Origin of the sequence: Bacillus sp. FJAT-27245 (assembly GCF_001273955.1) — a bacterium.
Lineage (GTDB): Bacteria > Bacillota > Bacilli > Bacillales > Cytobacillaceae > Bacillus_D.
This window is the reverse complement of record NZ_LIGI01000001.1, coordinates 2617482-2642690: the sequence shown is the minus strand read 5'-3', so window position 1 is coordinate 2642690 and position 25209 is coordinate 2617482. Positions and strand designations below refer to the sequence as shown.

The following is a 25209-nucleotide window of genomic DNA, read 5'->3' as shown; positions in this document are numbered from 1 at the left end:
ATGAAAAAACGTATGAACCAGTCCGTCGAAGCAGCATATTTGGGCGAGAACTCCTCAGTTTTCCTGTTTGTATCCATTCTTTTTATGATGGGGGTTATTTTCGGAGCTGTAATCGTCAATAGCATGAGCTTCGATCAAAAAGAGGATTTGTTTTATTATTTATCACAGTTTTTCAGCCAGATTGCCAATGGAAAAACATATGCATCCGGAGAGCTATTCCTACAGAGCCTCCTTCATAACAGCAAATTTATCGCACTGATGTGGGTGCTCGGCATCTCGATCATCGGGTTGCCTGTCATCCTCATCCTTCTATTCATAAAAGGAATGGTTGTCGGATTCACAGTAGGCTTCCTCGTCAGCCAAATGGGCTGGAAAGGATTCGTTTTCGCATTTGTTTCCATTCTTCCGCAAAATGTGATCATCATTCCGGTGTTTATTGTCATGGCGGCCGTCTCGATTGTGTTTTCACTCAAGATGGTTGGCAGGCAATTTACAAAAAAGTTCAGCCAGCCAATCCTGCCCTTTTTTGGGCGGTATGTTCTTGTTCTGGCGGCCGCGATTGTCCTTCTGGCGCTGGCATCAGGCATCGAAGCCTACTTGTCACCAGGATTAATGAAAGCCGTCGCTGGTAAATGAACTGATAATCAATCACACCTAATAATGATTACAATTAGTTGTTGATAATTATTTTAGTTTTTTTCTCGCAACCTATCTGATATAATGAGAAAGGACAGTTGCGAGGGAGGACGAACGGATGGAAACAAGAATTGAAAGAATAAAAAAACAGCTGCATTCATCAAGCTACAAGCTTACTCCGCAACGAGAAGCTACCGTTCGGGTTTTATTGGAAAATGAGGAAGACCATTTAAGTGCGGAAGATGTCTATCTTCTTGTAAAGGAAAAATCTCCGGAAATTGGATTGGCAACTGTTTACCGGACTTTGGAATTACTTACAGAATTGAAAATTGTCGATAAAATTAACTTTGGGGACGGTGTCTCCAGATATGATCTTCGCCAGGAAGGGGCGGCCCATTTCCATCACCACCTTGTCTGCATTGAGTGCGGGGCAGTTGATGAAATACAGGAAGACCTTCTTGAGGATGTTGAGGAAATTGTTGAAAGACGCTGGAATTTTAAAATAAAGGACCATAGGCTTACGTTCCATGGCATTTGCCACCGCTGCCAGGACAAGGAAGAGCCGGCTGAAGAGTAACGTGCCCCATGGGAAACCATTTAAAAAATCAAGAATACTTAAAACCTGCCCTTCTCCAATGAAGGGCTTTTTGTATGGCTACGTTAAAGTACAATGTTCATTTTTTGGCCAGCTCGTTAATTACCATTTCTTGATGCATTCAGGAATCTTATTAAGACATATTCCAAGCAGTTGCTTCGGCCAATGAAAACCGTGTCGGCTGCGCTCCAAAAACACATGCAAAAATCAATGCCTTCCCAACACTTAAAAGGTTTCGAATTGCCGCGCCGGATTTTTCAGGTATAATATTCACTGTTTTGGGCATACCCTGTACTAAAAACCTGAAGATTCGGGGGAGCCGCCATGCTTGTATTTTGCCGGGCCATGTACAATGCCCTAAAAGTCCTGATCCTGTTCATAGCCTGCACGTTCCTCTTTTATTATGGTATGATGTGGGTACACGAGGAATATCAGAATTACCACCGGTACGACAAACCGAAAGGGGCCGCTGTCAAAGTGTCCAAACCATTGGATACCGGTAACCCCGAATGGCTTGACCGGTTGATGTTGTTCTATAAGAGCGGGGAGTAATGCAGTATGTTGGAAGATCATTTGAAAGATTTTATGCATTTTTTATTGGTGGAAAAAGGGCTCTCGGAAAACACGATGATATCGTATGAGAGGGATCTTAAAGCATATTTGCGCCATTTGAAAACGGTACAGACTATATCGGCGATTGATGAAATCCAGCGGACCCATATCCTCCAATTTATTGGGGAGCTTAAAAACGAGGGGAAATCGGCGAAAACAATCGCCAGGCATGTCGCGTCCATTCGCTCCTTCCATCAGTTTTTGCTGAGGGACAAGGCTTCGGACCACGACCCAACCGTCCATATTGAAACACCGAAGCTTGAAAGGAATCTGCCAAAAGTGCTTAGCATGGAGGAAGTTGAAACCCTTCTTGAAGCGCCTAAAGGATCCGGGCATTTTGGGCTCCGGGATAAAGCGATGCTTGAAATCCTTTACGCGACAGGTATAAGGGTGAGCGAGCTGATTGGACTGGACTTGGACGACCTTCACTTGAGCATGGGGTTCGTTCGCTGCATAGGAAAAGGAAACAAGGAGCGGATTATTCCTGTCGGCCGTACAGCAACAGAAGCGCTGCAAAGTTATCTGGATGCCGGACGCCCAAAATTTTTGCGACAGAAATCGAGGGAAGATGCCCTTTTTCTGAACCACCAGGGGAAGAGGCTTACCCGGCAGGGATTTTGGAAAATCCTCAAAAAACTTGCTTTCGATGCGGGTATCGAAAAGGATCTTACCCCGCACACACTCCGCCATTCGTTTGCGACCCATCTTCTTGAAAATGGGGCGGACTTAAGGGCGGTTCAGGAAATGCTCGGCCATTCAGATATCTCGACTACGCAAATTTACACACATGTAACCAAAGTGAGGCTAAGGGATGTATACAGCAAATTCCATCCAAGAGCTTAATAGAGTACGAGAGCGGGAACCGGCAAATATTGTCCGGTTTTTGCTATTTTTGTCATGGATAAACCGATTATTATTCTTGTAATTTCATAGCCGTTTAGTAAAATATAGATGTCAGACTTCTGACGTTTTTCCTATGGTTAGAGGATTTACTGATAGGGTAAACTAGCCCTGTCGTTGTCTCCATGAAGAAGGAGGAATTTGTAATGAGCAATACACATGAATTTAAAAGGATTTTTCTGATTGTAATGGATTCAGTTGGAATCGGTGAGGCGCCAGATGCAGAAAAGTTTGGCGATAAAGGGTCGGATACTTTTGGTCATATAGCCGAAGCAATGAATGGCCTCAATATGCCGAACATGGCAAAGCTTGGCCTCAGCAATATCCGTGAAATCAAAGGAATTGAAAAACAGCAAAAGCCGCTTGCCTATTTTACAAAAATGCAGGAAGCATCGAATGGAAAGGACACGATGACAGGCCATTGGGAAATCATGGGCCTAAATATTCAGACTCCGTTCCGTGTCTTCCCTGAAGGATTTCCGGATGAACTGCTTTCGGAGCTTGAAGCACGGACTGGCAGGAAAATCATCGGAAACAAGCCCGCGAGCGGGACGGCCATCCTTGATGAACTCGGCCAGGAACATATGGAAACCGGCGCGCTAATCGTATACACTTCCGCCGATTCGGTTTTGCAAATTGCCGCACACGAAGAGATTGTCCCTTTGGATGAATTGTACAAAATTTGCGAAATCGCCAGGGAACTCACTCTTGATGATCCGTACATGCTTGGACGCATCATTGCACGCCCATTCATAGGGGAGCCGGGGAACTTCAAAAGAACAGCGAACAGGCATGACTATGCATTGAAACCATTTGGCCGGACAGTCATGAACGAGCTGAAGGATTCAGGTTTGGACGTTCTTGCCATCGGGAAAATTTCCGATATTTACGATGGGGAAGGCGTTACCAAATCCCTTAGGACCGTTTCGAATATGGACGGAATGGATAAGCTTGTCGATACGCTGGAAATGGACTTTACAGGGCTCAGCTTTTTGAACCTCGTCGATTTTGACGCGCTCTACGGGCACCGCCGAGACCCGGAAGGCTACGGGAAAGCGCTGGAGGAATACGATGCACGGCTGCCTGAAGTTTTTGAAAAAATGAATGAAGATGATTTGCTGATCATCACGGCGGACCACGGAAATGATCCGGTCCATCCGGGAACCGACCATACACGGGAATATGTACCGCTCCTCGTTTATTCCAAAAAACTCGACGGAGGAAAGGAACTGCCGGTCAGGAAGACATTTGCCGATATCGGCGCCACGGTTGCGGAAAACTTTGGCGTGGCAATGCCAGAACATGGGGAAAGCTTCCTTCGCGAGTTGAAGTAACCTCCGCAGTGAAATTTAGGGAAAGCTTTCGGATTTCGAAAGCTTCCCCTTTTAGTATTAAGTGTACGGAAAAAACTTATCAGTGGGTGATAGTAATGAGGATGGTAGATTTAATCGAGAAGAAACGCGACGGACTGGAATTGTCGACGGAGGAAATCAAGTATATTATTGAAGGCTATACAAATGGCTCTATACCTGATTATCAAATGAGCGCGCTTACAATGGCAATCTTTTTCAAAGGAATGACAGAAAAAGAACGTGCCGATTTGACGATTGCAATGGCTGAATCCGGAGATCAAATCGACTTGTCGGGCATCGAGGGAACCAAGGTTGATAAACATTCAACCGGAGGGGTCGGCGATACAACGACGCTCGTACTCGGCCCGCTTGTCGCTTCGGTTGGCGTCCCTGTCGCGAAAATGTCCGGGCGCGGCCTCGGCCACACAGGCGGAACAGTCGATAAGCTTGAATCGGTAGCCGGTTTCCATGTGGAAATTGAGAATTCCGAGTTTATCAACCTTGTAAACAAAAATAAATTAGCTGTCATCGGGCAAAGCGGGAATTTAACTCCGGCAGACAAAAAGTTGTATGCGCTCCGGGATGTAACTGCTACGGTCAACAGCATCCCTCTCATCGCAAGCTCGATCATGAGCAAAAAAATTGCGGCAGGCGCGGATGCCATTGTCCTGGATGTGAAAACGGGCGCGGGAGCTTTTATGAAAACGCTTGATGATTCAAGGGAGCTTGCTAAGGCCATGGTCCGCATCGGAAACAATGTCGGACGGAAAACAATGGCAGTCATTTCCGATATGAGCCAGCCGCTTGGCTATGCAATCGGAAATGCCCTTGAGGTCCAGGAAGCAATCGATACATTAAAAGGCGAAGGCCCGGCGGATTTGACGGAGTTGAGCCTGACGCTCGGAAGCCATATGGTTTACGTTGCAGGGAAAGCCAGCTCCCTCTCCGAAGCACGTGGAATGCTTGAAAAAGCGATTCAGGACGGAAGCGCGCTCGAAAAAATGAAAGTGTTCCTAAGCGCGCAGGGAGGAGATGCTTCTGTTGTCGACGAGCCAGCCCGCCTTCCTCAAGCAAGCTTTATTTTTGAACTAGAGGCGAAGGAAGATGGCTTCGTTTCGGAAATTGTTGCCGATGAAGTGGGGACTGCTGCAATGCTGCTTGGGGCGGGACGCGCGACAAAGGAATCCGAAATTGATTTGGCGGTTGGAATCGTGTTGAAGAAAAAGATTGGCGACCAGGTCAAAAAAGGCGAATCACTGGCTGCCATCCACAGCAACTTCGAGAATATTGAAGAAGTGAAGAATAAGCTTTACAGAAGCATTAGGCTTTCGGGCGCGGCCGTAGAGAAGCCAACCTTGATCTATGAGGAAATAACAGAATAAAAAACCGTTAAAGAGGCGATTCGGAGAAACCGAAGGCGCCTCTTTTTTTGTTCATTTTGTATAAAACAACCATTTTTGGAAAGGATGGAGTCTATAAAGAATGGAGGGTTATGCAAATGAAACGATTAGGTTCACTGATTCTTGCTGGACTGTTAGCCATAACACTAGTTTCACCGGAAGCATCCGCAAAGGAAGCAACTGCCGCCGACCTAGCCCAGGAGGTAAAATCGGCCATTCTGATTGAAAGGGACACAGGAACTGTCCTCTATGAAAAAAACAGCCAAGAAGCCCTTCCCCCTGCAAGTATGACAAAAGTTATGACCATGCTTCTGATAATGGAAGCCCTGGATGAGGGGAAACTTGGAATCAACGAAAAAATCCGGGCAAGCGAATATGCAGCATCAATGGGCGGATCCCAAATTTTCCTCGAAGCGGGGGAAGAAATGACGACCAGGGAATTGCTGAAAGGAATTGCAATCGGGTCGGGCAATGATGCCTCGGTCGCTATGGCTGAGAGGATTGCGGGATCTGAGGAGGCCTTTGTCGACAGGATGAACAAAAAGGGCAAAGAGCTTGGCCTGAAGCATACCGTTTTTAAAAATACGACAGGACTGCCTGAACAAGGGCATTTAAGTACAGCCGCGGATATGGCAATCATGGCCAAGGAACTATTAAAATACGAGGATATTACAAAGTATACAGGCATGTATGAAGCGTATCTCCGGGAAAATACCGACAAAAAATTCTGGCTTGTCAACACAAATAAGCTTGTGCGTTTTTACCCAGGTGTCGATGGGCTGAAAACCGGTTTTACGGCAGAAGCAAAATACTGCCTCACAGCCACCGCCCAAAAAAATGGCATGAGGGTCATCGCCGTTGTCTTTGGAGCACCGACTTCAAAAGCGAGGAATGCCCAGGTGTCGAAAATGCTTGATTATGCTTTCGGCCATTATGAAACCCATCCGCTCTACCAAAGGAATGTTGCAGTTGGGGAAGCGGCAGTGAGCAAGGGCAGCCTTAAAAGGATTGAAGCTGTCACAAGCGAACCGATTTCCATCCTCACAAAAAAGGGAGAAAAAATCGATGATATCAAAAGGGTTATCAACATTAACAAAACCCTGAAGGCCCCTATCCAAAAAGGCGATAAAGTGGGGACGATCCGGCTGATGAAAGATGGCCGGCTACTGCAGGAAAGGGACCTGGTTGCAAGCAGGAATGTCGGCGAGGCTGGCTGGTGGACGCTGTACAAAAGGTCAATGGGGCTATTTACGAAAGCCGGAAAATGAATTGATGTCGAATTCGGAAACTTTTCAACTACCTTTAGCGAATTGCCACTAGTTTTGTCTTTGGAGAAGGATTTGGCATCACGGATATCGAATTGAACTCACTGTAAGGCGCCCCGCCAATACATGGGCGGGCTTAATTGGGCCGGATTTCGGACAATTGCCGGAGAAACAATTTAGGAGGCCAAATACAGTGAGTCTGAACATCGAAATGGAAGTAATGAGCGAAGTGTTATGCATCCGGTTAAGCGGCGAACTTGACCACCATACCGCTGACGGGCTGCGATCCCAGGCAACGGACGCCATTGAGTCGCAAGGGATCCGCCATATTGTCATGAACCTGGAGGGGCTGACATTCATGGATAGTTCCGGCCTGGGCGTCATTCTTGGGCGATATAAACAGTTGAAGCAGCTTCATGGGGAACTGGTCGTATGCTCCGTCTCCCCAGCGGTAGAAAGATTGCTGGACATGTCAGGCCTGTTTAAAATTATCAGGATGGAACCAACCGAAGCCTATGCGCTCCAACGATTGGGGGTTGCCTGATGCGAAACGAAATGAGCCTGCAATTTAGCGCTCTTAGCCAAAATGAATCTTTTGCCAGGGTGACGGTAGCCGCGTTTATCGCCCAGCTCGACCCGACAATGGATCAATTGACCGAAATCAAAACTGTCGTTTCAGAAGCAGTCACGAATGCTATCATCCACGGTTATGACAATGATCCGAATGGGATCGTCTATATCGACGTGGCGATTGAAGCTGAAACGGTTGAAATCACCATTAAAGACAAAGGAAACGGGATAGCGGATATTGAAGAGGCACGCCAGCCGCTATTCACAACAAAGCCGGAATTGGAGCGCTCAGGCATGGGGTTCACGATAATGGAAAACTTCATGGATGAAGTTGACATCCAATCCGAGCGTGGAAAAGGCACGGAAATCAGGTTACGGAAGAATTTATCCCGAAGCAAGATGCTTTGCAATTAAGGAGACCGCCTATGGACGTAGAGGTCAAAAAAGAAAGCAACCAGCCGTTTCTAAAGGACCATGAGGTAAAGGAGTTAATTAAAAGAAGCCACGAGGGTGATGAACAAGCCCGCGATATAATCGTCGAAAAAAATATGAGGCTTGTCTGGTCCGTAGTCCAGCGGTTTTTGAATCGCGGATATGACCCGGACGACCTTTTCCAAATCGGCTGCATCGGCCTGTTAAAGTCGGTGGATAAATTTGATTTATCGTATGACGTTAAATTTTCGACTTATGCGGTGCCGATGATTATCGGGGAAATCCAAAGATTCATCCGGGATGATGGAACGGTAAAAGTAAGCCGTTCGCTGAAAGAGACCGGAAATAAAATTCGCCGGGCAAAGGATGAATTATCGAAGTCGCTCGGCCGTGTTCCAACTGTCAATGAATTATCCGCCCATCTTGGGATCTCGCCCGAGGAAATCATCCTCGCCCAGGAAGCTTCCCGTGCCCCGGCTTCAATTCATGAGACGGTTTATGAAAACGATGGCGATCCCATCACGCTCCTCGATCAAATCGACGATGGCAATGATGGGAAATGGTTTGATAAAATAGCCTTGAAAGAGGCGATTCAAGAATTGGATGAAAGGGAAAAGCTGATTGTATATTTGAGGTATTATAAGGACCAGACACAATCAGAGGTAGCCCAGCGGCTTGGGATTTCCCAAGTACAGGTATCCCGTTTAGAAAAGAAAATATTACAGCAAATGAAGAGCCATATGGATTATTAAATCCATATGGCTTTTTTTGTTGTCCAGGTAATTATACTATTGAACATTTGTGGATAACTCGAATTAAGTTATTGTAATCCAGCTCCAGCGCCTAGCCCCTCGAGGTCATAAGCCAGTTCCCTCCGGAGGGCAGGCCCATCCTGCGGGCCCCGTCTTATGCTGGTCGGGGCTGACCAAGGCGCTTGCGCATTTTGTTCCCCCTAGAGGGCTTTACCCTCAATTTATGAGGCAATTATTGCCTTTCATTAAGGCGGCCTGTTTCAACCATACTAGCAATACAAGGAAAACTATGTCTGGAAGTGAGTGTTTTGGAAAAAACAATCTATATCCGCATGAGGAACAGAATGTTTGCCAGTCAGGACCAGGAAATCATGATTGGCGATATCGCCCAGATTCTCGCACCCGAAGGCATGGAGCGGGCGATTAAGGAATTGTCCATCCACCAAATCACGAAGAAAGACAGCAATTTTGTCGTCATTGATGCCATGAAAGTTATAAGAAAAATAACAGGGGTGTTTCCCGGATCCGACATTCAGGCAATCGGGCCCGCCCAGACTTTAATTGAAGTGAAAATCGAAAAAAGGCGCTTGCTCTCATTGCCTTTTTTTATCTTAATATGGCTCTTGCTCTTTTTCGGATCAGCGATGGCGATAATGAACTTCCATGATGATGTCAGTATGAAAAGCGTCCAGGCCAAATTATACMCCATTATTACCGGGGAAGTGTCAGACACGCCACTGTTGTTCCAAATCCCTTATTCCTTTGGGCTTGGGATAGGGATGGTCCTGTTTTTTAACCATATTTTCAAAAAACGGATTAATGAGGAACCCAGTCCATTGGAAGTTGAAATGTTCAATTACCAGCAGGCCATGGATAATTACGTAATAATCCATGAAAATCGGGAGAGTATGAAGCGCCTTGACGACAATTGAAGTCATAATGACGGTATTTATTGCCGTAAGCGGCGGGCTTGCAGTGGGTTCCGGATTTGTGGCTTTTCTGACTGTACTTGGGATTATCCCGCGCCTGGCTCAAATATCGAAAACCGCAAATAAAGCTGTCTGGTATGAGGCAGCTGTTATTATCGGTACAATGGCTGGAATTTATGGGGGCCTCAGGGACCCAGTGCTGGGGCTTTCCCCTTACTTCCTAATCCCAATGGGCCTTGCGGGGGGACTTTTTGTTGGCATGATTGCCGGCGCGCTTGCGGAGGTTCTCAATGTCATTCCCATCCTTGCAAAAAGGCTGAACATTGACGGAAAAATCATCACACTGCTCATGGCTGTTGTTTTTGGAAAAATTTTTGGTTCGCTCTTTCAGTGGCTTTATTTTATAAAACGCTAACCGACAGGAAAGGAGGGGCGTTGCCGAATGCCCAGGAAGGTAATTTTGATTACCGATGGCGATGAGTATGCGAGGAAGGCTGTCGAACATGTAGCGGCGGAAATTGGCGGCCGATGCATATCCCTGTCTTCAGGGAATCCATCTTTGCTTGGCGGGCCTGACCTTGTCCGGCTCATCCAAAAGGCCGAAAAAGACCCGGTACTAGTCATGTTTGACGATAGCGGGCTGATTGGGGAAGGACCCGGCGAAGCAGCTTTGAAATATGTTGCTTCCCATCCTGATATCGAAGTGCTGGGCATTGTGGCAGTTGCTTCAAACACACACCAGGCGGAATGGACAAGGGTCAACGTCTGTATAGACCGGTTTGGGGAATTAACCCCAAATGGCGTGGATAAGTTTGGTGTACAGGAAATGGAAACCGGAAGAATCTATGGGGACACTGTCTATTGCCTCGATAGCCTGGATGTGCCCGTTATAGTCGGGATAGGCGATATCGGAAAAATGGCGCGCAGGGACCACTACGCTTTGGGTGCCCCGATAACGAAAAAAGCCGTTGAGATTATTCTCGAAAGGAGCGGGTACTATGATCAGCAAGAATGAGGAGAAGACGCTGCTTCCTAAATCCCTTGCAGAAATTGAAACGTATATGAAGGAACATGCCGGCCTCGGCAAAAGCTTCGACCTTGGGGTCAGAAAACTAAAGATCCTTAGGAAGGATGTCCATTTCTACTACGTAAACGGCCTTTGTGATACTTCATTTATTATTGAAATCATTGAAACACTGACCGAACAAAATGAAAGTAAAAAAATGGTTTCGGGAATTCTCCAGTATCTCGAACAAAACCTCGTCCATCAATCCGTTACGAGGGTTTATTCAATTGAGGATTTTGTTACCGCTGTCCTCTCGGGCCTCGTTGTGTTCGTAATGGATGGGGAAGGAATTGGCCTGTCGGTTGATACTAGAGGATACCCGGGAAGGCAGCCCCAGGAGCCTGACACTGAAAAAGTAGTCCGGGGATCAAGGGACGGCTTTGTGGAAAATATCATTCTGAACACTGCCCTGACGAGGAGAAGGATCCGTGATGAGAGGCTCCGGTTTGAGATGATTCACGTCGGATTAAGATCAAAAACGGATATTGCGATTGGTTATATAGAAGATGTCGCCAATCCTGGCCTTGTTGATAAAGTTAGGAAAGAGCTAAAGGCCATTGAAGTGGATGGCCTTCCAATGGCGGATAAGACGATTGAGGAGTTTATTGTAAAACAAGGTTTTAACCCGTATCCTTTGGTGAGGTACACGGAAAGGGCGGATGTCGCTTCCGTCCATTTGCTTGAAGGGCATGTGCTGATTTATGTCGACACTTCACCAAGCGTCATCATTGCACCAGCAACGTATTTTCACCATGTCCAGCATGCCGAGGAATACAGGCAATCTCCCGCGGTGGGAACGTTCGTGCGTTGGACTAGGTTTTTGGGAATCCTATCTTCCATCATGCTCCTCCCGCTTTGGTATTTATTTATCGTCGAACCAAGTCTGCTTCCAGAAAAATTATCGTATATCGGACCGAACGACAAAAGCAGCATCCCTATGATCATTCAGCTGATTCTTGCGGATTTGGGGATTGAATTCCTTCGGATAGCAGCCATCCATACCCCTACGCCGTTATCCACGGCGATGGGGTTGATAGCGGCTGTCTTAATCGGCCAGATTGCGGTGGATGTAGGCCTCTTTGTGCCGGAGGTCATTCTTTATGTGGCTGTATCGGGGATTGGAACGTTTACAACACCAAGTTATGAATTGAGTGTGGCGAATAAAATTTTCAGGTTCATGCTGCTAATCATCGTAGCATTCTTCCACACCCCCGGTTTTATTATCGCGACTACGGCCTACCTGCTATTTTTAATCCGTATAAAATCATTTGGGATTCCTTATTTATGGCCATTTATACCGTTCGATCCGAAAGCGTCTATCCAAATATTGATTCGCAGGGCGGTTCCCGGTGCCATCCTTCGCCCGAAAATCATGAACGCAAGCAATCGTTCCCGCCAATCCTCCAGGTGACGGAAATGCATTGCGGTTTGGGGTAGGATATGCTAAAGTAATTTTTAATTAAAAAAGGACGGGCATATTCGTTTCTGGACAGCACCAGCCAAGGGCCTGTCCTTTTCTTTACCTGAATGCCCGGTACATGATTTGACGCCATTTTAGCAGGGAGAGGGAAATTCATGCATTTTCATGGGACGGTTGGAGTAAATCAGGCGGGGAATCTGGAAATCGGTGGAGTCGACGCCATTGAATTGGCAAACCGGTATGGAACCCCGCTTTATGTATATGATGTCGCTTTGATCCGGGAACGGGCCAGAGGATTTAAACGCGAATTTGAAAAACAGGGCGTAAAGGCCCAGGTCGCCTATGCAAGCAAGGCATTCTCGACGATTGCAATGGTCCAGCTTGCCGCCGAAGAAGGCCTGTCACTTGATGTGGTTTCGGGTGGAGAGCTGTATACAGCCCAGGCAGCGGGTTTTCCGGTTGAAAAAATTCATTTTCATGGCAATAACAAAAGCAGGGAAGAATTGGAGATGGCAATCGGACTTGGGATAGGCTGTATTGTAGTCGACAATTTCCATGAACTTTCCATGCTGCAGGACATATGCGCAGAAAGGAATGCAAAGGCTAAAATCCTGCTGCGAGTAACCCCGGGAATTGAAGCACACACACATGACTACATCCTTACGGGGCAGGAAGATTCAAAGTTTGGTTTTGACTTGGTCAACGGCCAGGCTGAACGTGCTTTGAAATTCGCCTTGGAAGATTCCTGTTTTGAATTGCTTGGCGTACACTGCCATATTGGTTCACAAATTTTCGAAACAACCGGCTTTATCCTGGCTGCGAGGAAAATAGTTGAAAAACTGGCCGCCTGGAAAGATGCCTATTCTTTTAAAACAAAGGTCCTTAATCTTGGAGGCGGCTTCGGAATCAGGTATACGGACGAGGACAACCCGCTTCCGCCATCGGCTTACGTGAGCGAAATTATTGCTGAGGTAAAACAACTGGCAACAGCCCATTCAATGGAAATGCCGGAAATTTGGATTGAACCGGGCCGCTCGCTTGTAGGTGATGCAGGGATAACCCTATATAAAACGGGCTCGAGCAAGGAAGTCCCCGGGGTCAGGAAATATCTTGCTGTCGACGGGGGAATGACCGATAACATCAGGCCGGCCCTCTACCAGGCAAAGTACGAGGCTGTCCTGGCTTCAAGGCCACTGGCTGAGCCGAAAGAAACCGTATCGATCGCGGGTAAATGCTGCGAATCGGGCGATATGCTCATTTGGGATTTGCCGCTGCCTGAGTCCGGGCAGGAGGAAATTCTCGCTGTATTCTGCACAGGCGCTTACGGTTACTCAATGGCCAATAATTACAACAGAATACCGCGCCCCGCGGTTGTGTTTGTCGAAAATGGACAAGCCTCACTTGTAGTCAAAAGGGAGACCTACGACGACCTCCTTCAATATGACCTTCCGTATGTATCTTCAGAAAAAAAAGCAACTGCCCGTAAATAGGGCAGTTGCTTTTTTGATAAAAAGTATCCAACTGGACGAGCCTAAGAATAGCAAAATTTCATTCAATCAATAACGTAATCTATTGCTTTACTTACTCGAAAAAAGAGCGGATGGCATCCGCGATACTTTTGAAAAACTTCTTCAGATTTGCCAAAATCCCTTTCCCTTCTTCAGAATCAAGGAATTTTGAAAATTTGTCCTTCGCCATGTTCAGCTGATCCCCGACCTGTCCCCAGTCAATGTTCAAGTCCTGGAGCTTTTTGAAAAGGGCGGTCAGTGACTGGAGCTCTTCGCTTGTTAAATCAACTTTAAGCTCCTTGGCCTGTTGTTGAATCAATGCTTTAAGTTCCTCTTCGTCCTTCGGTTTTTCTTTTGCAATTTCTTCCTTTACCTTCGCGATCAGCGCTGATGCATTTTCCTTGCCGATTGAATCGCCAAGCTTAGCGGTTTCGACCATTTCCTGGTTCGCCGCCTGTTTTATTTCTTCAGGGATTGTTTCGTCTGCGGAAATTTCATACGCCTTAATGATGCCTGTAAGGGCCGCTGTTCCGGAAACGGCAACCGGGGCAGTAATATAGATGCTGGCGTCTTTAACCCCCGCTGTCATGAGGGCATTCAGGTACATTTCATCCGTTACCCATGTAATGTTTTTTGTTGTGACGGTAAGGCCTGTATCCTTCTTTTTCATCGTAATGGCGGAAGAGGAAATCGCCCTCGTGCCGATCATTGCTTTTGGCACGTATTTCCCCAAGTATTGATGCTCTTCCTTATTTGATACCGTAACTACCTGGACATCCCCGGGAGCGCCCATTTCTTTTAAAAGTGCTTCTTTTTGCACATCAGACAGGTTTTCGCCCAATGTCACAATCATATCTCCTTCGGCCAAATCCGCCGAAACAGTGAACGGCATTGCAAAAATGCAAACTGCCGCCAGAATACAAAAAATCTTTTTCATAATTCCCTCCAAAAGGTGGTATAAATTTTCCCCGTAGCCAAGGCAGTGATGGTTAGAAACCTAGACCGAAACTTCCTGCGGGCAAGGGGTATGGATAAAAATCTTATTATAGTGTAGAATGGTTGGCATTGGCATCCATTTTTATTGGAGGTGGGACCAATGCCGTATAAAAACAACTTGGTGCTCCTGCTCGTTCTAATAGCCTTCGCCTTCGTTTGGGGGATCATTTACTGGATCTTTATTTCATGGCCTTTTGTTTGAAAAACATTGCCCGGCCACCACTTGCCTTGTCCCTAGTTGCCCCGGTCCGCGAAATTATGTATGATTAACGATAGCGTAACTTCGGGGGACAATAAACATATACTAATCAAAAACCATCCAATCCAAAAAACATGGTTACAGGAAAGGCCTATAACTATAATGAGGGATCAAAATGTTAATACGCTATAAAAAACAGTTTGAAAAGATAGCAATGGGACTAATGTCTTTCATGCCTGGCGAAAAAGATATTAAGAAATTGCAGCAATCCATGAAACAATACGAAACTGAAGAAGGCTGGCAGCTTTTCCTCTGGAAGGAGGAAGACATCACCGGACTGATCGGCATTGTCCATACAAGTGATGATACGGCCGAAATCCAGCATATTTCCGTTAACCCATCCCATCGTTGCCAGGGAATTGGGCGTGCCATGATTGAGGGCATCCGGGAAATGTTTCCGGACAAAACAATCGAGGCGAACGAATTGACCGCTCCGTTTTTGGAGAAGTGCTCACAAAGTGAAAGCGCGGGAAGTGAAGGTTAATCACTTCCTGCGTTTTGTTTTCTCCGTTCAAGTGCCTTTTTCCTTTCCAAAATGACCTGGGACCGGTCACGGACCTTGTGGCGGTCAATTATACTCCCGGGAGGCAAACCTCCATCCCTGCACCATTCAGCCCCCATTAGGCGGCAAGCCTCGATGCACTGCTCCTCAAGTTTGCCGTCCTTGATTGGAATAATGATCCCATTGTACTCTTTTCCATCCTTTACCCTTAAAATCAGCTCGTCTAATCGCAAAATTAATTTTTTGCCATCAATTCCAAGTGTATCAAGGGTCGAATCCTTGCCGCTTAAAATTGTCCTCGCTTTTTGAAGTGTGCGCAAAGCGCCGGCCGTATTGCCCCTTCGATAATGGTAACAGCCCACAGCGAGCTGGATGAAGCCCACCCAAATGGAGTCCTTGTTTCCTTTGTCTTGCTCTTTCCAATAGTCCTCCAATAGTTCATGGCATTCAAAGTAATCACGGTCGCCATGGAAATGCGCCAAATAGTTGATAAATGCATCCGGATACATGCCATTCCTCCCGAAGTTTGCTTGGTCTACAAACAGTTTATCACAAAGGGACGGCAAAGAGCCCGCAAGGCAATTGCGGGCTCTTATGCGAAAGAATCGTCCATTGGTTAATACCAGGCTGCACCTACGATGACTAGCAGGATGAAAAGGACAACAATTAAAGCAAAACCTGCCCCGAAACCACAGCGAACTCCATCTCCCATATTATAACCTCCTATTGGTTTTGTATCTTTTCCATACATGCTATGAATGAGCCAAGCTGTGTGTCTGGGCGCAAAACATGATAATTGTTTTTCCAATTCCGCCAAAATCTACCCTCTCCGGGCAGTTGCATTAAATTCTTGTTGGAATAACACATTTTAATCCACTATACTAGTAATAGTCTAAACTAAATACATACAACAGAACTTTGGTGAAAATTTATGCATTATAATGTGAAGCTCGATACATTCGAGGGGCCGCTCGATTTGCTGCTCCATTTAATCAATACGCTTGAGATTGATATATACGACATCCCGGTCGCCCGGATTACCGAGCAATACCTGCTTTACATCCACACAATGAAAGAGCTGAAACTCGACCTTGCAAGCGAATACCTTGTCATGGCCGCGACGCTTTTGGCAATCAAAAGCAAAATGCTGCTTCCAAAACAGGAAGAGGAGCTGTTTGATGAGGGCGATGAAACCGGTTTTGAAGAAGATCCGCGAAACGAACTCGTCGAAAGGCTGATTGAATATAAAAAGTTCAAGGAAGCGGCACTCGAATTAAAGGGATTTGAGGAAGAACGGAGCCTGATTTACACGAAAGCGCCGAGCGACCTTTCCGAATACCAAAAGGAGGCAGCCACACAGCGTGCGCTCGCTCCCTCCGTTTCTCTTTATGACATGCTCGCTGCATTCCAGAAACTTATGCGTAGAAAACGCCTGCAAAAACCGCTTGCAACCAAAATTACCCGGCAGGAAATCTCTATTGAAAAAAGGATGGATGATATCCTTGCCTTGCTGAGCAGCAAGGCAGAGGCAGTCGATTTCTATGATTTGTTTCCTTCATCGGAAAAAGAGTATATCGTCGTGACGTTCCTTGCGGTGCTTGAACTAATGAAACGGAACGAAATCCTTGCCGAACAGGCCGAAAACTTCGGTGGGATTCAAATCATACCAGCACGGAAAGGAGCAGCGGCAGTTGGATATTATTAATTACCATAGCATTCTAGAGAGCCTTCTATTCGCCGCGGGGGATGAAGGCCTTTCCATCAAGCAGATTGCCGAAGTCCTGGAAGTGGACGAAGAGAGGGCGGCAAAAATAATCGACGAACTGAAGGAGAACTTTGAAAATGATCCGGGGCGCGGCTTAGTYGTCATCCTTTTGGCTGGCACGGTCCAGCTTGGCACAAAAAAAGAAAATGCACCATACTTGAAGAAACTGGTGGAAGCACCGGGTTCAGCTAGCCTTTCGCAGGCAGCGCTCGAAACTCTTGCCATTATTGCCTACAAACAGCCGATTACAAGGGCGGAAATAGAAGAAATACGAGGGGTAAAAACAGAAAGGCCCCTTCAAACATTGATGTCGAAAGCTCTTATTAAAGAAGCTGGCCGGGCTGAAGGTTCAGGGCGCCCCTACCTGTATGGGACAACGAAAGAGTTTCTTGATTACTTTGGCCTGAAAAGCATCGATGAACTTCCGCCACTACCCGACAAAAATGAAGATGAATTCATCCAGGAAGAAGCCGACCTGTTTTTCGGGAAATTCCAAGAGTGAAGCAGGGGACGTATCCCTCGCTTCATTCCCTTCTAGGAAGCCATGAGGAAGCGGTACTTGCCAATGGAATATGCTACTATGTAACTATGATTGATGATAAGGAGAGGGAAGCCGTCATGATGATTAAAAAGAGCATTGGATACGAACTTGAAAAAGAAAAGTCGAATACTTCCGAGGATTTTTTTAACAGAAGCGAACTTACATATAGTGATGAAGGCAAGGAAAAAACGCTCCATGTGCTTTACCTTCGTTATTTTGATGAAAAATTTGCCGAATTTGTGCCGTTTGAACACGACCCCCTATTTAAGGCGGGAGGGAAAGAAATTTTCTTTAAAGATTTGGTCGCACTTGTCTGCATGATTAAAAATCCGGGCCTGCGAAACCGTAAAAGGCTATACCTTCACACACAAAAGGAGTTTGCTTCCTATTTCAAGGGAATTGACTACTCAAAGGTGCAGGGGATTTTTGAATCACTTGAATCCAAGGGAAGTTATGACCTCACTTCCCCACTTGATTTTGTTCTCGAGCATAATTAAGGGCGAGTCATAAATGAGTAAAAGATTTTAAACTATCAAGACAAAAAACAGGGGAAACCCTGTTTTTGTTGTCTCCGGAGACATGCTAGCAAAAAAGCAATGCTTGTTTTATCGTTGCTTTTGGTCGCCGGTTGAGAGTGGTGTTGAATCGTCCATCATCCAAAAGGTGAAAAATAGCGTTGGCGAATTGCCAGAGGGAAACCAAAAATATACGCTGTTATGATTTGAACAGTGGTGGTCAAGGGTTCCTTCGGGCGTTAAAAGAAGATTTGGTGACCCGAATGGTTGTCACAAGTTGTTTTACTAAAACTGCCCTCCTCATCGTGTTGTTGGTCATAATGGCCAGCGACCGGCATAAACTTGTACAAATACAAGTAGGAGTGCGAACCCGCAATGAAAATAGTGAAACGACCAGCCATCATCTTTCTTCTCTTTATCCTCATTCTAGGCATTATTCCATTGCGCCCTGTAGCGGCATTTTCGGTTAGTGGACAAGCTGCCGTATTAATGGAACAAAAAACCGGCCGTGTTTTATTCGAAAAGCAGCCCCATACTCCAATGAGGATTGCAAGCATAACGAAAATCATGACCGCAATCCTGGCGATAGAGTCAGGTAAGTTGGACCGTTATGTCAAGGTCAGTGAGCGGGCGGTCCGGACCGAGGGGTCGTCGATTTACTTGAAGCCAGGGGAAAGAATAACACTTGAAGACCTTGTTTATGGACTTATGCTCCGGTCCGGGAATGACTCGGCCGCCGCGATTGCCGAATTTGTCGGGGGAAGCGAAGAGGGGTTTGCTTTTTTAATGAATCAGAAAGCGGCGGAAATAGGTATGTACAATACTGTCTTTTCCAATCCGCATGGGCTTGACAACAAAGAAAACCATTTTTCAACGGCGTATGATATGGCTTTGCTGACCAGGTATGCTATGAATAATGAGGTGTTCCGGAAGATTTCCGGGACTAAGGTCCACCGGGCGCCGAATCCGGAAGAAGCCTGGGATAGGGAGTGGAGGAATAAAAACCGTCTCCTTTCCATGTACTCCTACTGTACCGGCGGGAAGACCGGGTATACGAAACGGGCGAAAAGGACGCTTGTGACAACGGCCAAAAAAGGGGACATGGAACTGATAGCCGTTACCCTTAACGCACCGGACGATTGGAATGACCATATTGGCATGTTCGAATCCGGGTTCGCGACCTATGATATGGCAGAGGTTCTGCCTGAAGGAAACATCCGGTTGGAAAAAGAGCCATACAAAAATGGCGACATCTATATAAGAAATCCTGTTCTATACCCTTCCACGGAAAAGGAAATCGGCAAATTCTCAGTTGAATACAAGCTGAAACACCCAAAAAGGGGGAAATTCCCCGGAGAAGCAGCCAATGGGGTAGCCGAAGCCGGTAAAGCAATCATTTACCTGGATGGAAGGGCGATCAAAACCGTTTCAGTCCTTTTTAAGCCCCATGAGAAAAATAAAACCGGATATCTCTTCGGCTTCAAGCAAATGATGGTTAAAGTAATGGGTTTAAAAAGCAATGGTTAATTATATATGGGTTATCTTAACCTTGATTGGAATCGTGTTTGCGATGTTCAATGGAACGATGCATGAAGTAAACCAGGCAATATTCAAGGGGGCGAAAGACGCCGTAACTCTTTGCATTGGCCTCGTGAGCATTCTTGTCTTTTGGCTTGGGATGATGAAAATTGCGGAGGAAGCCGGTATTTTGAAATGGCTGGCCAAAATTTTCAAGCCGATTATCAGGCCTCTTTTTCCGGAGGTGCCGGCCAACCMCCCCGCCATGGGATATATCCTCTCAAACATCATTGCCAACATGTTTGGCCTTGGAAACGCCGCCACCCCCCTTGGCCTAAAGGCGATGGAACAAATGCAAACCTTGAACAATAGAAAAGATACGGCGAGCCGCTCGATGGTTACGTTCCTCGCAATTAATACCGCGAGCGTAACCATTTTGCCGACGACCGTAATCGCCATCCGATTAAATTACAATTCGGCTTCCCCGGCGGAAATCGTCGTTCCCACCTTGATCACTACCATACTCTCGGCGATTGCCGCTATCCTGATAGACCGGTATTTTTATTGGCGAAGAAGCCGTAAAGGGGGATGAGATGGGAGCTATCGCAAATATTTCACTTTGGTTTATCCCTTTGACAATTGCTGCCATCCTGATTATCGGAACTCTTAAGCAAGTGCCAACCTATGAAAGCTTTGTTGACGGAGGGAAGGAAGGGATCAAAATTGCTGTGTCCATTATTCCTTTCCTTGTCGGCATGTTGGTCGCAGTATCAATTTTCAGGGCATCTGGGGCACTGGATGCATTGACTGGCTGGATCAGGCCATGGCTTTCGAATATGGGCCTCCCGCCGGAAATTGTCCCGCTCGCCCTTATTCGCCCGATTTCAGGTACTGCGGCGCTTGGGATGACGAGCGACCTTATTGCCACGTACGGCCCAGACTCGTTCCCAGGCCGCCTAGCCTCAATCCTCCAGGGGAGCACGGACACAACCTTTTATGTCCTTACAGTTTATTTTGGCTCGGTTGGAATCAGGAAAATGGGCGATGCATTGAAGGTCGGATTGCTTGCTGATGTTGTTGGCATCCTCGTTGCAATCTTTGTCGCCCTTCTTGTTTTTTGAAAAATATCACGCAAAGAACCATCCTTTGCCCGCCTGCAATTCTACAGGCGGGTTTTGCATTTCGTATTTCCCATTGTCCAAGGTTTATGGCGCTGCTTCCGGAAAAAGGTTTTCAGACTTTGAAATCAGGAGGAATTGTGTCATAATTCATTAGAAAACAATTTCACTATAATTAAATAGGAATTTATTGAGGTGGCATAGATGGAACGGTTGCAAAAAGTTATCGCCCGGGCGGGAATCGCTTCGAGAAGGAAAGCGGAAGACTTGATCAAGGGAGGTAAAGTAAAGGTTAATGGCAAGGTCATTACAGAGCTCGGAGTAAAAGTATCTCCATCAGACAGGGTGGAAGTGGAAGAGGTTCAGATCCAGCGTGAAGAACCTGTTTATTTCCTATTTTATAAACCGCGCGGAGTCATCTCGACGGTCAAGGACGAAAAGGGCAGGAAGGCTGTAACAGACTTTTTTCCCGATATTAAAGAAAGGATTTTTCCGATTGGGCGGCTGGATTATGATACTTCGGGCCTCCTGCTCCTGACGAATGACGGCGATTTTGCGAATTTGCTCATGCATCCGAGGAGTGAGATTGATAAGGTGTATGTGGCAAAGACAGAAGGCATCCCTCAAAGGGAAGCTTTAAGGAAGCTTGAAAAAGGAATTAAGCTGGAGGATGGGAAAACCGCGCCTGCCAAAGTAAAAATGCTTTCGAGCGATAAAAAGAAACAAACCGCCATCATTGAGATTGCCATTCATGAAGGCAGGAACAGGCAGGTAAGGCGGATGTTTGAAGCTATCGGACATCCCGTTGCCAAGCTGAAGCGTGAACGGTATGCATTCCTGACACTTGGAGGCTTGAAAGCTGGTGAAATGCGCGAGTTGACTCCTCATGAGGTAAAGCAGCTCCGGGCACTTGCCATGCAAGCGGGCAGAAAGAATTCATAAATCTGTCACAATTTCTAAAACGTTTACACAGTGGTCATGTTGAAAAGTGATATAATTTAGCAGAACATTGATTATTTTTTGGGGGAAACGCAATGAAAAAACGGCGGTTGGCAATAAGGACAGCCATTCTGGTGCTTTTGGTCGCAGCCGTAGCCTACACGCTCTACGCGAATTTTACAAAAGAAGAGCGAGCGAGGGCAAAAGCTGGTGACATAGCCCCGAATTTTGTCCTAACAGATCTAGAAGGCAATAAACACAAGCTGTCAGACTATAAAGGGCAGGGGGTATTCCTGAATTTCTGGGGAACATGGTGCAAGCCATGTGAAGAGGAAATGCCCTATATCAACAACCAATACAAACAGTTTAAAGACAAAGGGGTACAGGTGCTTGCTGTCAATATTAGCGAATCGAATGTAGCTGTTAGCAGCTTTTCGGAAAAGTACGGCCTTACATTCCCGATTCTCCTCGACAAAGACAGCCAGGTTATGAACACTTACGGGGTTGGCCAGCTTCCGGCTACGTTCCTTGTGGATAAGGAAGGAAAGATTGTTAAATATCATACTGGCCAGCTGACGGAGCATACAATCAAACAATTTATGGAAAGCATCGAACCTTAAAAGAATATAGGGAGTTTTTAAAATGAAGGATGTCAAGTGTGAGTGCGGCCATGTGAATCCCCATGGCACGGTGCTGTGCGAGGCTTGCGGAAAGGCGCTTGATGAATCCGCAGCTGCTGAAAAGCTGCATGACATGCGCTATGAAGGAAGCTCCCGGCGCTCGCAGACTTACAACAAAACAATCGTTGATAAGATTTGGAACTTTTTTTCTTCTGTAAAGGTGGGGGTATGGCTCATTGTCATCACCCTGGTTGCATCGGCAATCGGGACAATCCTGCCGCAGGAAATGTACATACCTCCTGTTATGCCCGCGGCAGAGTATTATGCGGACCAGTATGGCTGGGCAGGGAAGATTTATTATGCACTTGGCTTCCATAATATGTACAGTTCGTGGTGGTACCTCATCCTGATTGCGATGATTGGCATCTCGCTTGTCATTTGCAGCCTTGACAGGGTTATCCCGCTGTACAGGGCTTTGAAGGCGCAAAGGGTAATCCGGAATGACGGTTTTTTAAAAAAACAACGGGTATTCGGGATTACTGAAAATGTTGCGGGCGATGCGGTTATTGAAACAGTGAAGAATAACCTTGAATCGAAAAATTACAAGGTCCGGGAAGATGGCGGGAACCTTCTTGCCGAAAAAGGCCGGTTTTCCAGATGGGGCCCTTATGTGAATCATGTTGGGCTGATTATTTTCCTGATTGGCGGAATGCTCCGCTTTGTCCCGGGAATGTACATTGATAAAGTCCTTTGGATCCGTGAAGGGGAAACGAAGGCAATACCGGGTACTGAAAATGAATATTACCTCCAGAACAATAAATTCATCCTTGAAGTATACGACAAAGAAAAGGACGACCCGGTTTTCAGGGAGGCGCTTGAAAGGGCGGGGACTGTTGCGAAGACGTACCAATCCAATGTGGTGCTGTACAAAAAATCGTCCGATTCGCTGCCCGGTGAAAAGCCAAAGCTTATAAGAGTGAAAGACTCTGAAATTCGAGTCAATGAACCTTTGAAATTCGAAGGGTTTGCCCTTTACCAGGTAGATTACAAGCTGGATGAACTGAATACGATGACTTTCTCCCTAACGGAAAAAGAAACAGGAAAAGCTTTTGGTGACATAAAGATAGATTTGTATGAACCACAAAAAAACTATGAGCTTGGGAATGGTTACAAAGTCCGCCTCCTAGGCTATTACCCTGATTTCGAATTTGGGGAGGACGGGGAACCGGACACGAAATCAAGGATTCCGAATAATCCTGCGTTTGTGTTTAAAATGATTACACCGGATAAACCGGAAGGCGAAGTCAGCTTTGCGGCAATCAGACAAACGATTGAGCCTGAAGGAAGCAATAAGTATAAAATGCAATTCAAGGCAGTCGAAACGAAGAATGTGTCCGCCCTGACAGTCAGGAAGGACAGGACCCTTTGGCTGATCGCGCTTGGAGGCCTTATTTTCATGATTGGAGTTGTCCAGGGATCCTACTGGAACCACCGGAGGATTTGGATACAGAAACGGGATGGGGATATTTGGGTTTCCGCCCATACGAATAAAAACTGGCATGGGCTTAAGCGTGAAATAGACACGGTCCTTGCAGGCACAACAATAAAGATTCCTGAAGACCAGCTTCAGGAGAGCAAACCGGAAGGAGAGGCGGAACTTGGTTGAAATAAGCAGTAATTTGCTATTCATAGCATTTATTTTATACCTGATAGCCACGCTGCTATTCGGCGGTTCAATTAAGACGGCAAAAAACAGCAAATGGGGACTCCTTGCAATCTCAACAGCGATTGCGGGGTTCCTCGCCCAATTAGGCTATTTCATTACAAGATGGATTGCCGCGGGGCATCCGCCGGTCAGCAATCTGTTTGAATTTACAACGTTTTTTGGAATGGCTCTTGTCGGCGCTTTCATTTTAATCTATTTTATTTATAAATCCAATTTACTTGGACTTTTCACAATGTTTATTGCGCTTATGGTCATTGCATACGCGAGCATGTTCCCAAGGGATATAAGCCCGCTTATCCCTGCATTGAAAAGTTATTGGCTCCACATCCATGTGACCACAGTTGCCATCGGGGAAGCAATCCTGGCAGTGAGTTTTGGAGCCGGCCTTATCTATCTACTGAAGGCCATTGACCAGACTGTTTCGAGTAAACGGACATTCTGGCTTGAATCCATTATGTTTTCAATTGTTTGTGTAATTGGCTTTATTGCCGTTTCAACAGGTTTTGCCTCTGCTGGCTACGAAGCGAAGTTCAATTGGGTGGAAAAGTCAGGAAAGCAATCTGTCTTGGAATACCATCTCCCTGCCCTTGTTGGCCCGCATGAAGGGGAACTTTTGACAGAAGGAAAGTTTAAGCCGATTGTAGAAATGCCTGCCATAATCAACGCGAAGAAATTGAATACAGTGATTTGGTCGTTTTTGGGAGGAGCTATTTTATACGGCGCCATTAGGCTTTTCCTCAGGAAGAGAATCTCAGCCGCGCTCCAGCCGCTTGTCCGGGGAATCAACCTGGATTTGTTCGACGAAGTAAGTTACCGATCGGTCCTCATTGGATTTCCCGTGTTTACGCTCGGAGGCCTTGTTTTTGCAATGATTTGGGCACAGATTGCCTGGACAAGGTTTTGGGGATGGGATCCCAAGGAAGTATGGGCGCTGATTACGTGGCTATTTTACGCTGCTTTTCTTCATTTAAGGCTCTCAAAAGGGTGGCACGGAGAAAAATCCGCATGGTTAGCGGTAATTGGTTTTGCCATCATCATGTTTAATTTGATTGCGGTCAACCTTGTTATAGCGGGACTGCATTCGTATGCAGGTTCATAAACGGCCCAAATGCCGCATACCGGGATTAATTCAGTAAGCTTTAGCTTAGGGGCAGAAGAACCTTTGAACTACAAACCCCTCGCCCCTCGAGCCATTCATTATAATAAGCCCCGCATGCAAATGCCGAGGCTTGTAAAAGTTAGCAATCTTCAAACTTATTTTGTAAACTATTTG

29 protein-coding genes are annotated in these 25209 nt (G+C 46.3%); 26 read left to right on the top strand and 3 right to left on the bottom strand.

From position 1 onward, the window contains the following. The 15 genes from spoIIM (at position 1) to lysA (ending at position 13419) form a co-directional block, all read left to right on the top strand. Positions 1-636: a stage II sporulation protein M gene (spoIIM, locus tag ADU24_RS12900; RefSeq protein ID WP_053367021.1), complete on the top strand. Its 636-nt coding sequence runs from the start codon at positions 1-3 to the stop codon at positions 634-636. A gap of 118 nt (positions 637-754) precedes the next feature. Next, positions 755-1213 carry a ferric iron uptake transcriptional regulator gene (gene fur, locus ADU24_RS12895; RefSeq protein WP_053367020.1) on the top strand — a complete coding sequence of 153 codons (459 nt, stop codon included), beginning with the start codon at positions 755-757 and terminating at the stop codon, positions 1211-1213. A gap of 342 nt (positions 1214-1555) precedes the next feature. After that, positions 1556-1783, top strand: a complete 228-nt coding sequence (locus ADU24_RS12890; protein ID WP_053367019.1) for a YqzK family protein — start codon at positions 1556-1558, stop codon at positions 1781-1783. A gap of 9 nt (positions 1784-1792) precedes the next feature. Then, a complete protein-coding gene (xerD, locus tag ADU24_RS12885) occupies positions 1793-2686 on the top strand; it encodes a site-specific tyrosine recombinase XerD (protein ID WP_053368920.1) in 894 nt (297 codons plus the stop codon). A gap of 203 nt (positions 2687-2889) precedes the next feature. After that, positions 2890-4077: a phosphopentomutase gene (gene deoB, locus ADU24_RS12880; protein ID WP_053367018.1), complete on the top strand. Its 1188-nt coding sequence runs from the start codon at positions 2890-2892 to the stop codon at positions 4075-4077. Positions 4078-4172: 95 nt separating this feature from the next. Continuing rightward, positions 4173-5477: a pyrimidine-nucleoside phosphorylase gene (locus ADU24_RS12875; RefSeq protein ID WP_053367017.1), complete on the top strand. Its 1305-nt coding sequence runs from the start codon at positions 4173-4175 to the stop codon at positions 5475-5477. 116 nt (positions 5478-5593) lie between these two features. Further along, positions 5594-6763, top strand: a complete 1170-nt coding sequence (locus ADU24_RS12870) for a D-alanyl-D-alanine carboxypeptidase family protein (RefSeq protein WP_053368919.1) — start codon at positions 5594-5596, stop codon at positions 6761-6763. Between the two features lie 190 nt (positions 6764-6953). Beyond that, entirely contained in the window at positions 6954-7304 is a 351-nt protein-coding gene (gene spoIIAA, locus ADU24_RS12865) for an anti-sigma F factor antagonist (protein WP_053367016.1), read from the top strand. Continuing rightward, a complete protein-coding gene (spoIIAB, locus tag ADU24_RS12860) occupies positions 7304-7744 on the top strand; it encodes an anti-sigma F factor (RefSeq protein ID WP_053367015.1) in 441 nt (146 codons plus the stop codon). Before spoIIAA ends, spoIIAB begins: the two co-directional genes overlap by 1 nt. Before the next feature lie 11 nt (positions 7745-7755). Continuing rightward, a complete protein-coding gene (gene sigF / locus ADU24_RS12855; RefSeq protein WP_053367014.1) occupies positions 7756-8514 on the top strand; it encodes an RNA polymerase sporulation sigma factor SigF in 759 nt (252 codons plus the stop codon). A 344-nt stretch (positions 8515-8858) separates the two neighbouring features. Beyond that, a complete protein-coding gene (locus ADU24_RS12850; RefSeq protein ID WP_331457044.1) occupies positions 8859-9446 on the top strand; it encodes a stage V sporulation protein AA in 588 nt (195 codons plus the stop codon). Continuing rightward, complete coding sequence (locus tag ADU24_RS12845) at positions 9433-9858, top strand: stage V sporulation protein AB (protein WP_269432233.1); 426 nt, start codon at positions 9433-9435, stop codon at positions 9856-9858. Before ADU24_RS12850 ends, ADU24_RS12845 begins: the two co-directional genes overlap by 14 nt. Before the next feature lie 27 nt (positions 9859-9885). Next, positions 9886-10458, top strand: coding sequence for a stage V sporulation protein AE (locus ADU24_RS12840; protein ID WP_053367012.1), 573 nt, complete (start codon positions 9886-9888; stop codon positions 10456-10458). After that, positions 10442-11920 (top strand): spore germination protein, encoded by a 1479-nt coding sequence (locus ADU24_RS12835; RefSeq protein WP_053367011.1) that lies wholly within the window; start codon positions 10442-10444, stop codon positions 11918-11920. The genes ADU24_RS12840 and ADU24_RS12835 overlap by 17 nt, the downstream gene beginning before the upstream one ends. Positions 11921-12084: 164 nt before the next feature. Then, the gene (lysA, locus tag ADU24_RS12830) at positions 12085-13419 is read left to right on the top strand and encodes a diaminopimelate decarboxylase (RefSeq protein WP_053367010.1); all 1335 of its coding nucleotides are present in this window, start codon (positions 12085-12087) and stop codon (positions 13417-13419) included. A 91-nt stretch (positions 13420-13510) separates the two neighbouring features. On the opposite strand, the gene ADU24_RS12825 is transcribed toward lysA, so the two are convergent. Continuing rightward, complete coding sequence (locus tag ADU24_RS12825) at positions 13511-14377, bottom strand: DUF1002 domain-containing protein (RefSeq protein ID WP_197277574.1); 867 nt, start codon at positions 14375-14377, stop codon at positions 13511-13513. A gap of 430 nt (positions 14378-14807) precedes the next feature. Here ADU24_RS12825 and ADU24_RS12820 point away from each other — a divergent pair, with 430 nt between their 5' ends. Next, a complete protein-coding gene (locus ADU24_RS12820) occupies positions 14808-15176 on the top strand; it encodes a GNAT family N-acetyltransferase (protein ID WP_053367008.1) in 369 nt (122 codons plus the stop codon). On the opposite strand, the gene ADU24_RS12815 is transcribed toward ADU24_RS12820, so the two are convergent. Together ADU24_RS12815 and ADU24_RS22605 are read right to left on the bottom strand one after the other, a co-directional pair. Then, positions 15173-15703: a DUF309 domain-containing protein gene (locus tag ADU24_RS12815; RefSeq protein WP_053367007.1), complete on the bottom strand. Its 531-nt coding sequence runs from the start codon at positions 15701-15703 to the stop codon at positions 15173-15175. The genes ADU24_RS12820 and ADU24_RS12815 overlap by 4 nt on opposite strands. Before the next feature lie 107 nt (positions 15704-15810). Continuing rightward, positions 15811-15906 (bottom strand): YjcZ family sporulation protein, encoded by a 96-nt coding sequence (locus ADU24_RS22605; RefSeq protein WP_082306903.1) that lies wholly within the window; start codon positions 15904-15906, stop codon positions 15811-15813. A 219-nt stretch (positions 15907-16125) separates the two neighbouring features. Here ADU24_RS22605 and ADU24_RS12810 point away from each other — a divergent pair, with 219 nt between their 5' ends. From ADU24_RS12810 to ccsB, 10 genes are all read left to right on the top strand, one after another. Next, entirely contained in the window at positions 16126-16899 is a 774-nt protein-coding gene (locus ADU24_RS12810; protein WP_053367006.1) for a segregation/condensation protein A, read from the top strand. Beyond that, positions 16886-17461, top strand: a complete 576-nt coding sequence (gene scpB / locus ADU24_RS12805) for an SMC-Scp complex subunit ScpB (RefSeq protein WP_053367005.1) — start codon at positions 16886-16888, stop codon at positions 17459-17461. Before ADU24_RS12810 ends, scpB begins: the two co-directional genes overlap by 14 nt. After that, positions 17458-17997: a hypothetical protein gene (locus ADU24_RS12800; protein ID WP_331457043.1), complete on the top strand. Its 540-nt coding sequence runs from the start codon at positions 17458-17460 to the stop codon at positions 17995-17997. Before scpB ends, ADU24_RS12800 begins: the two co-directional genes overlap by 4 nt. Before the next feature lie 393 nt (positions 17998-18390). Then, on the top strand, positions 18391-19542 hold the full coding sequence (locus ADU24_RS12795) for a D-alanyl-D-alanine carboxypeptidase family protein (protein ID WP_053367004.1): 1152 nt from the start codon (positions 18391-18393) through the stop codon (positions 19540-19542). Next, complete coding sequence (locus ADU24_RS12790) at positions 19535-20125, top strand: nucleoside recognition domain-containing protein (protein ID WP_053367003.1); 591 nt, start codon at positions 19535-19537, stop codon at positions 20123-20125. Before ADU24_RS12795 ends, ADU24_RS12790 begins: the two co-directional genes overlap by 8 nt. Position 20126: 1 nt before the next feature. Beyond that, positions 20127-20654 (top strand): spore maturation protein, encoded by a 528-nt coding sequence (locus ADU24_RS12785; protein WP_053367002.1) that lies wholly within the window; start codon positions 20127-20129, stop codon positions 20652-20654. A 201-nt stretch (positions 20655-20855) separates the two neighbouring features. After that, positions 20856-21593, top strand: coding sequence for a 23S rRNA pseudouridine(2605) synthase RluB (gene rluB / locus ADU24_RS12780; RefSeq protein WP_053367001.1), 738 nt, complete (start codon positions 20856-20858; stop codon positions 21591-21593). A gap of 92 nt (positions 21594-21685) precedes the next feature. Beyond that, on the top strand, positions 21686-22210 hold the full coding sequence (resA, locus tag ADU24_RS12775) for a thiol-disulfide oxidoreductase ResA (protein ID WP_053367000.1): 525 nt from the start codon (positions 21686-21688) through the stop codon (positions 22208-22210). Positions 22211-22232: 22 nt separating this feature from the next. Then, positions 22233-23876 (top strand): cytochrome c biogenesis protein ResB, encoded by a 1644-nt coding sequence (gene resB, locus ADU24_RS12770; protein ID WP_053366999.1) that lies wholly within the window; start codon positions 22233-22235, stop codon positions 23874-23876. Then, on the top strand, positions 23869-25035 hold the full coding sequence (gene ccsB / locus ADU24_RS12765; protein WP_053366998.1) for a c-type cytochrome biogenesis protein CcsB: 1167 nt from the start codon (positions 23869-23871) through the stop codon (positions 25033-25035). The genes resB and ccsB overlap by 8 nt, the downstream gene beginning before the upstream one ends. Positions 25036-25209: the final 174 nt, after the last annotated feature.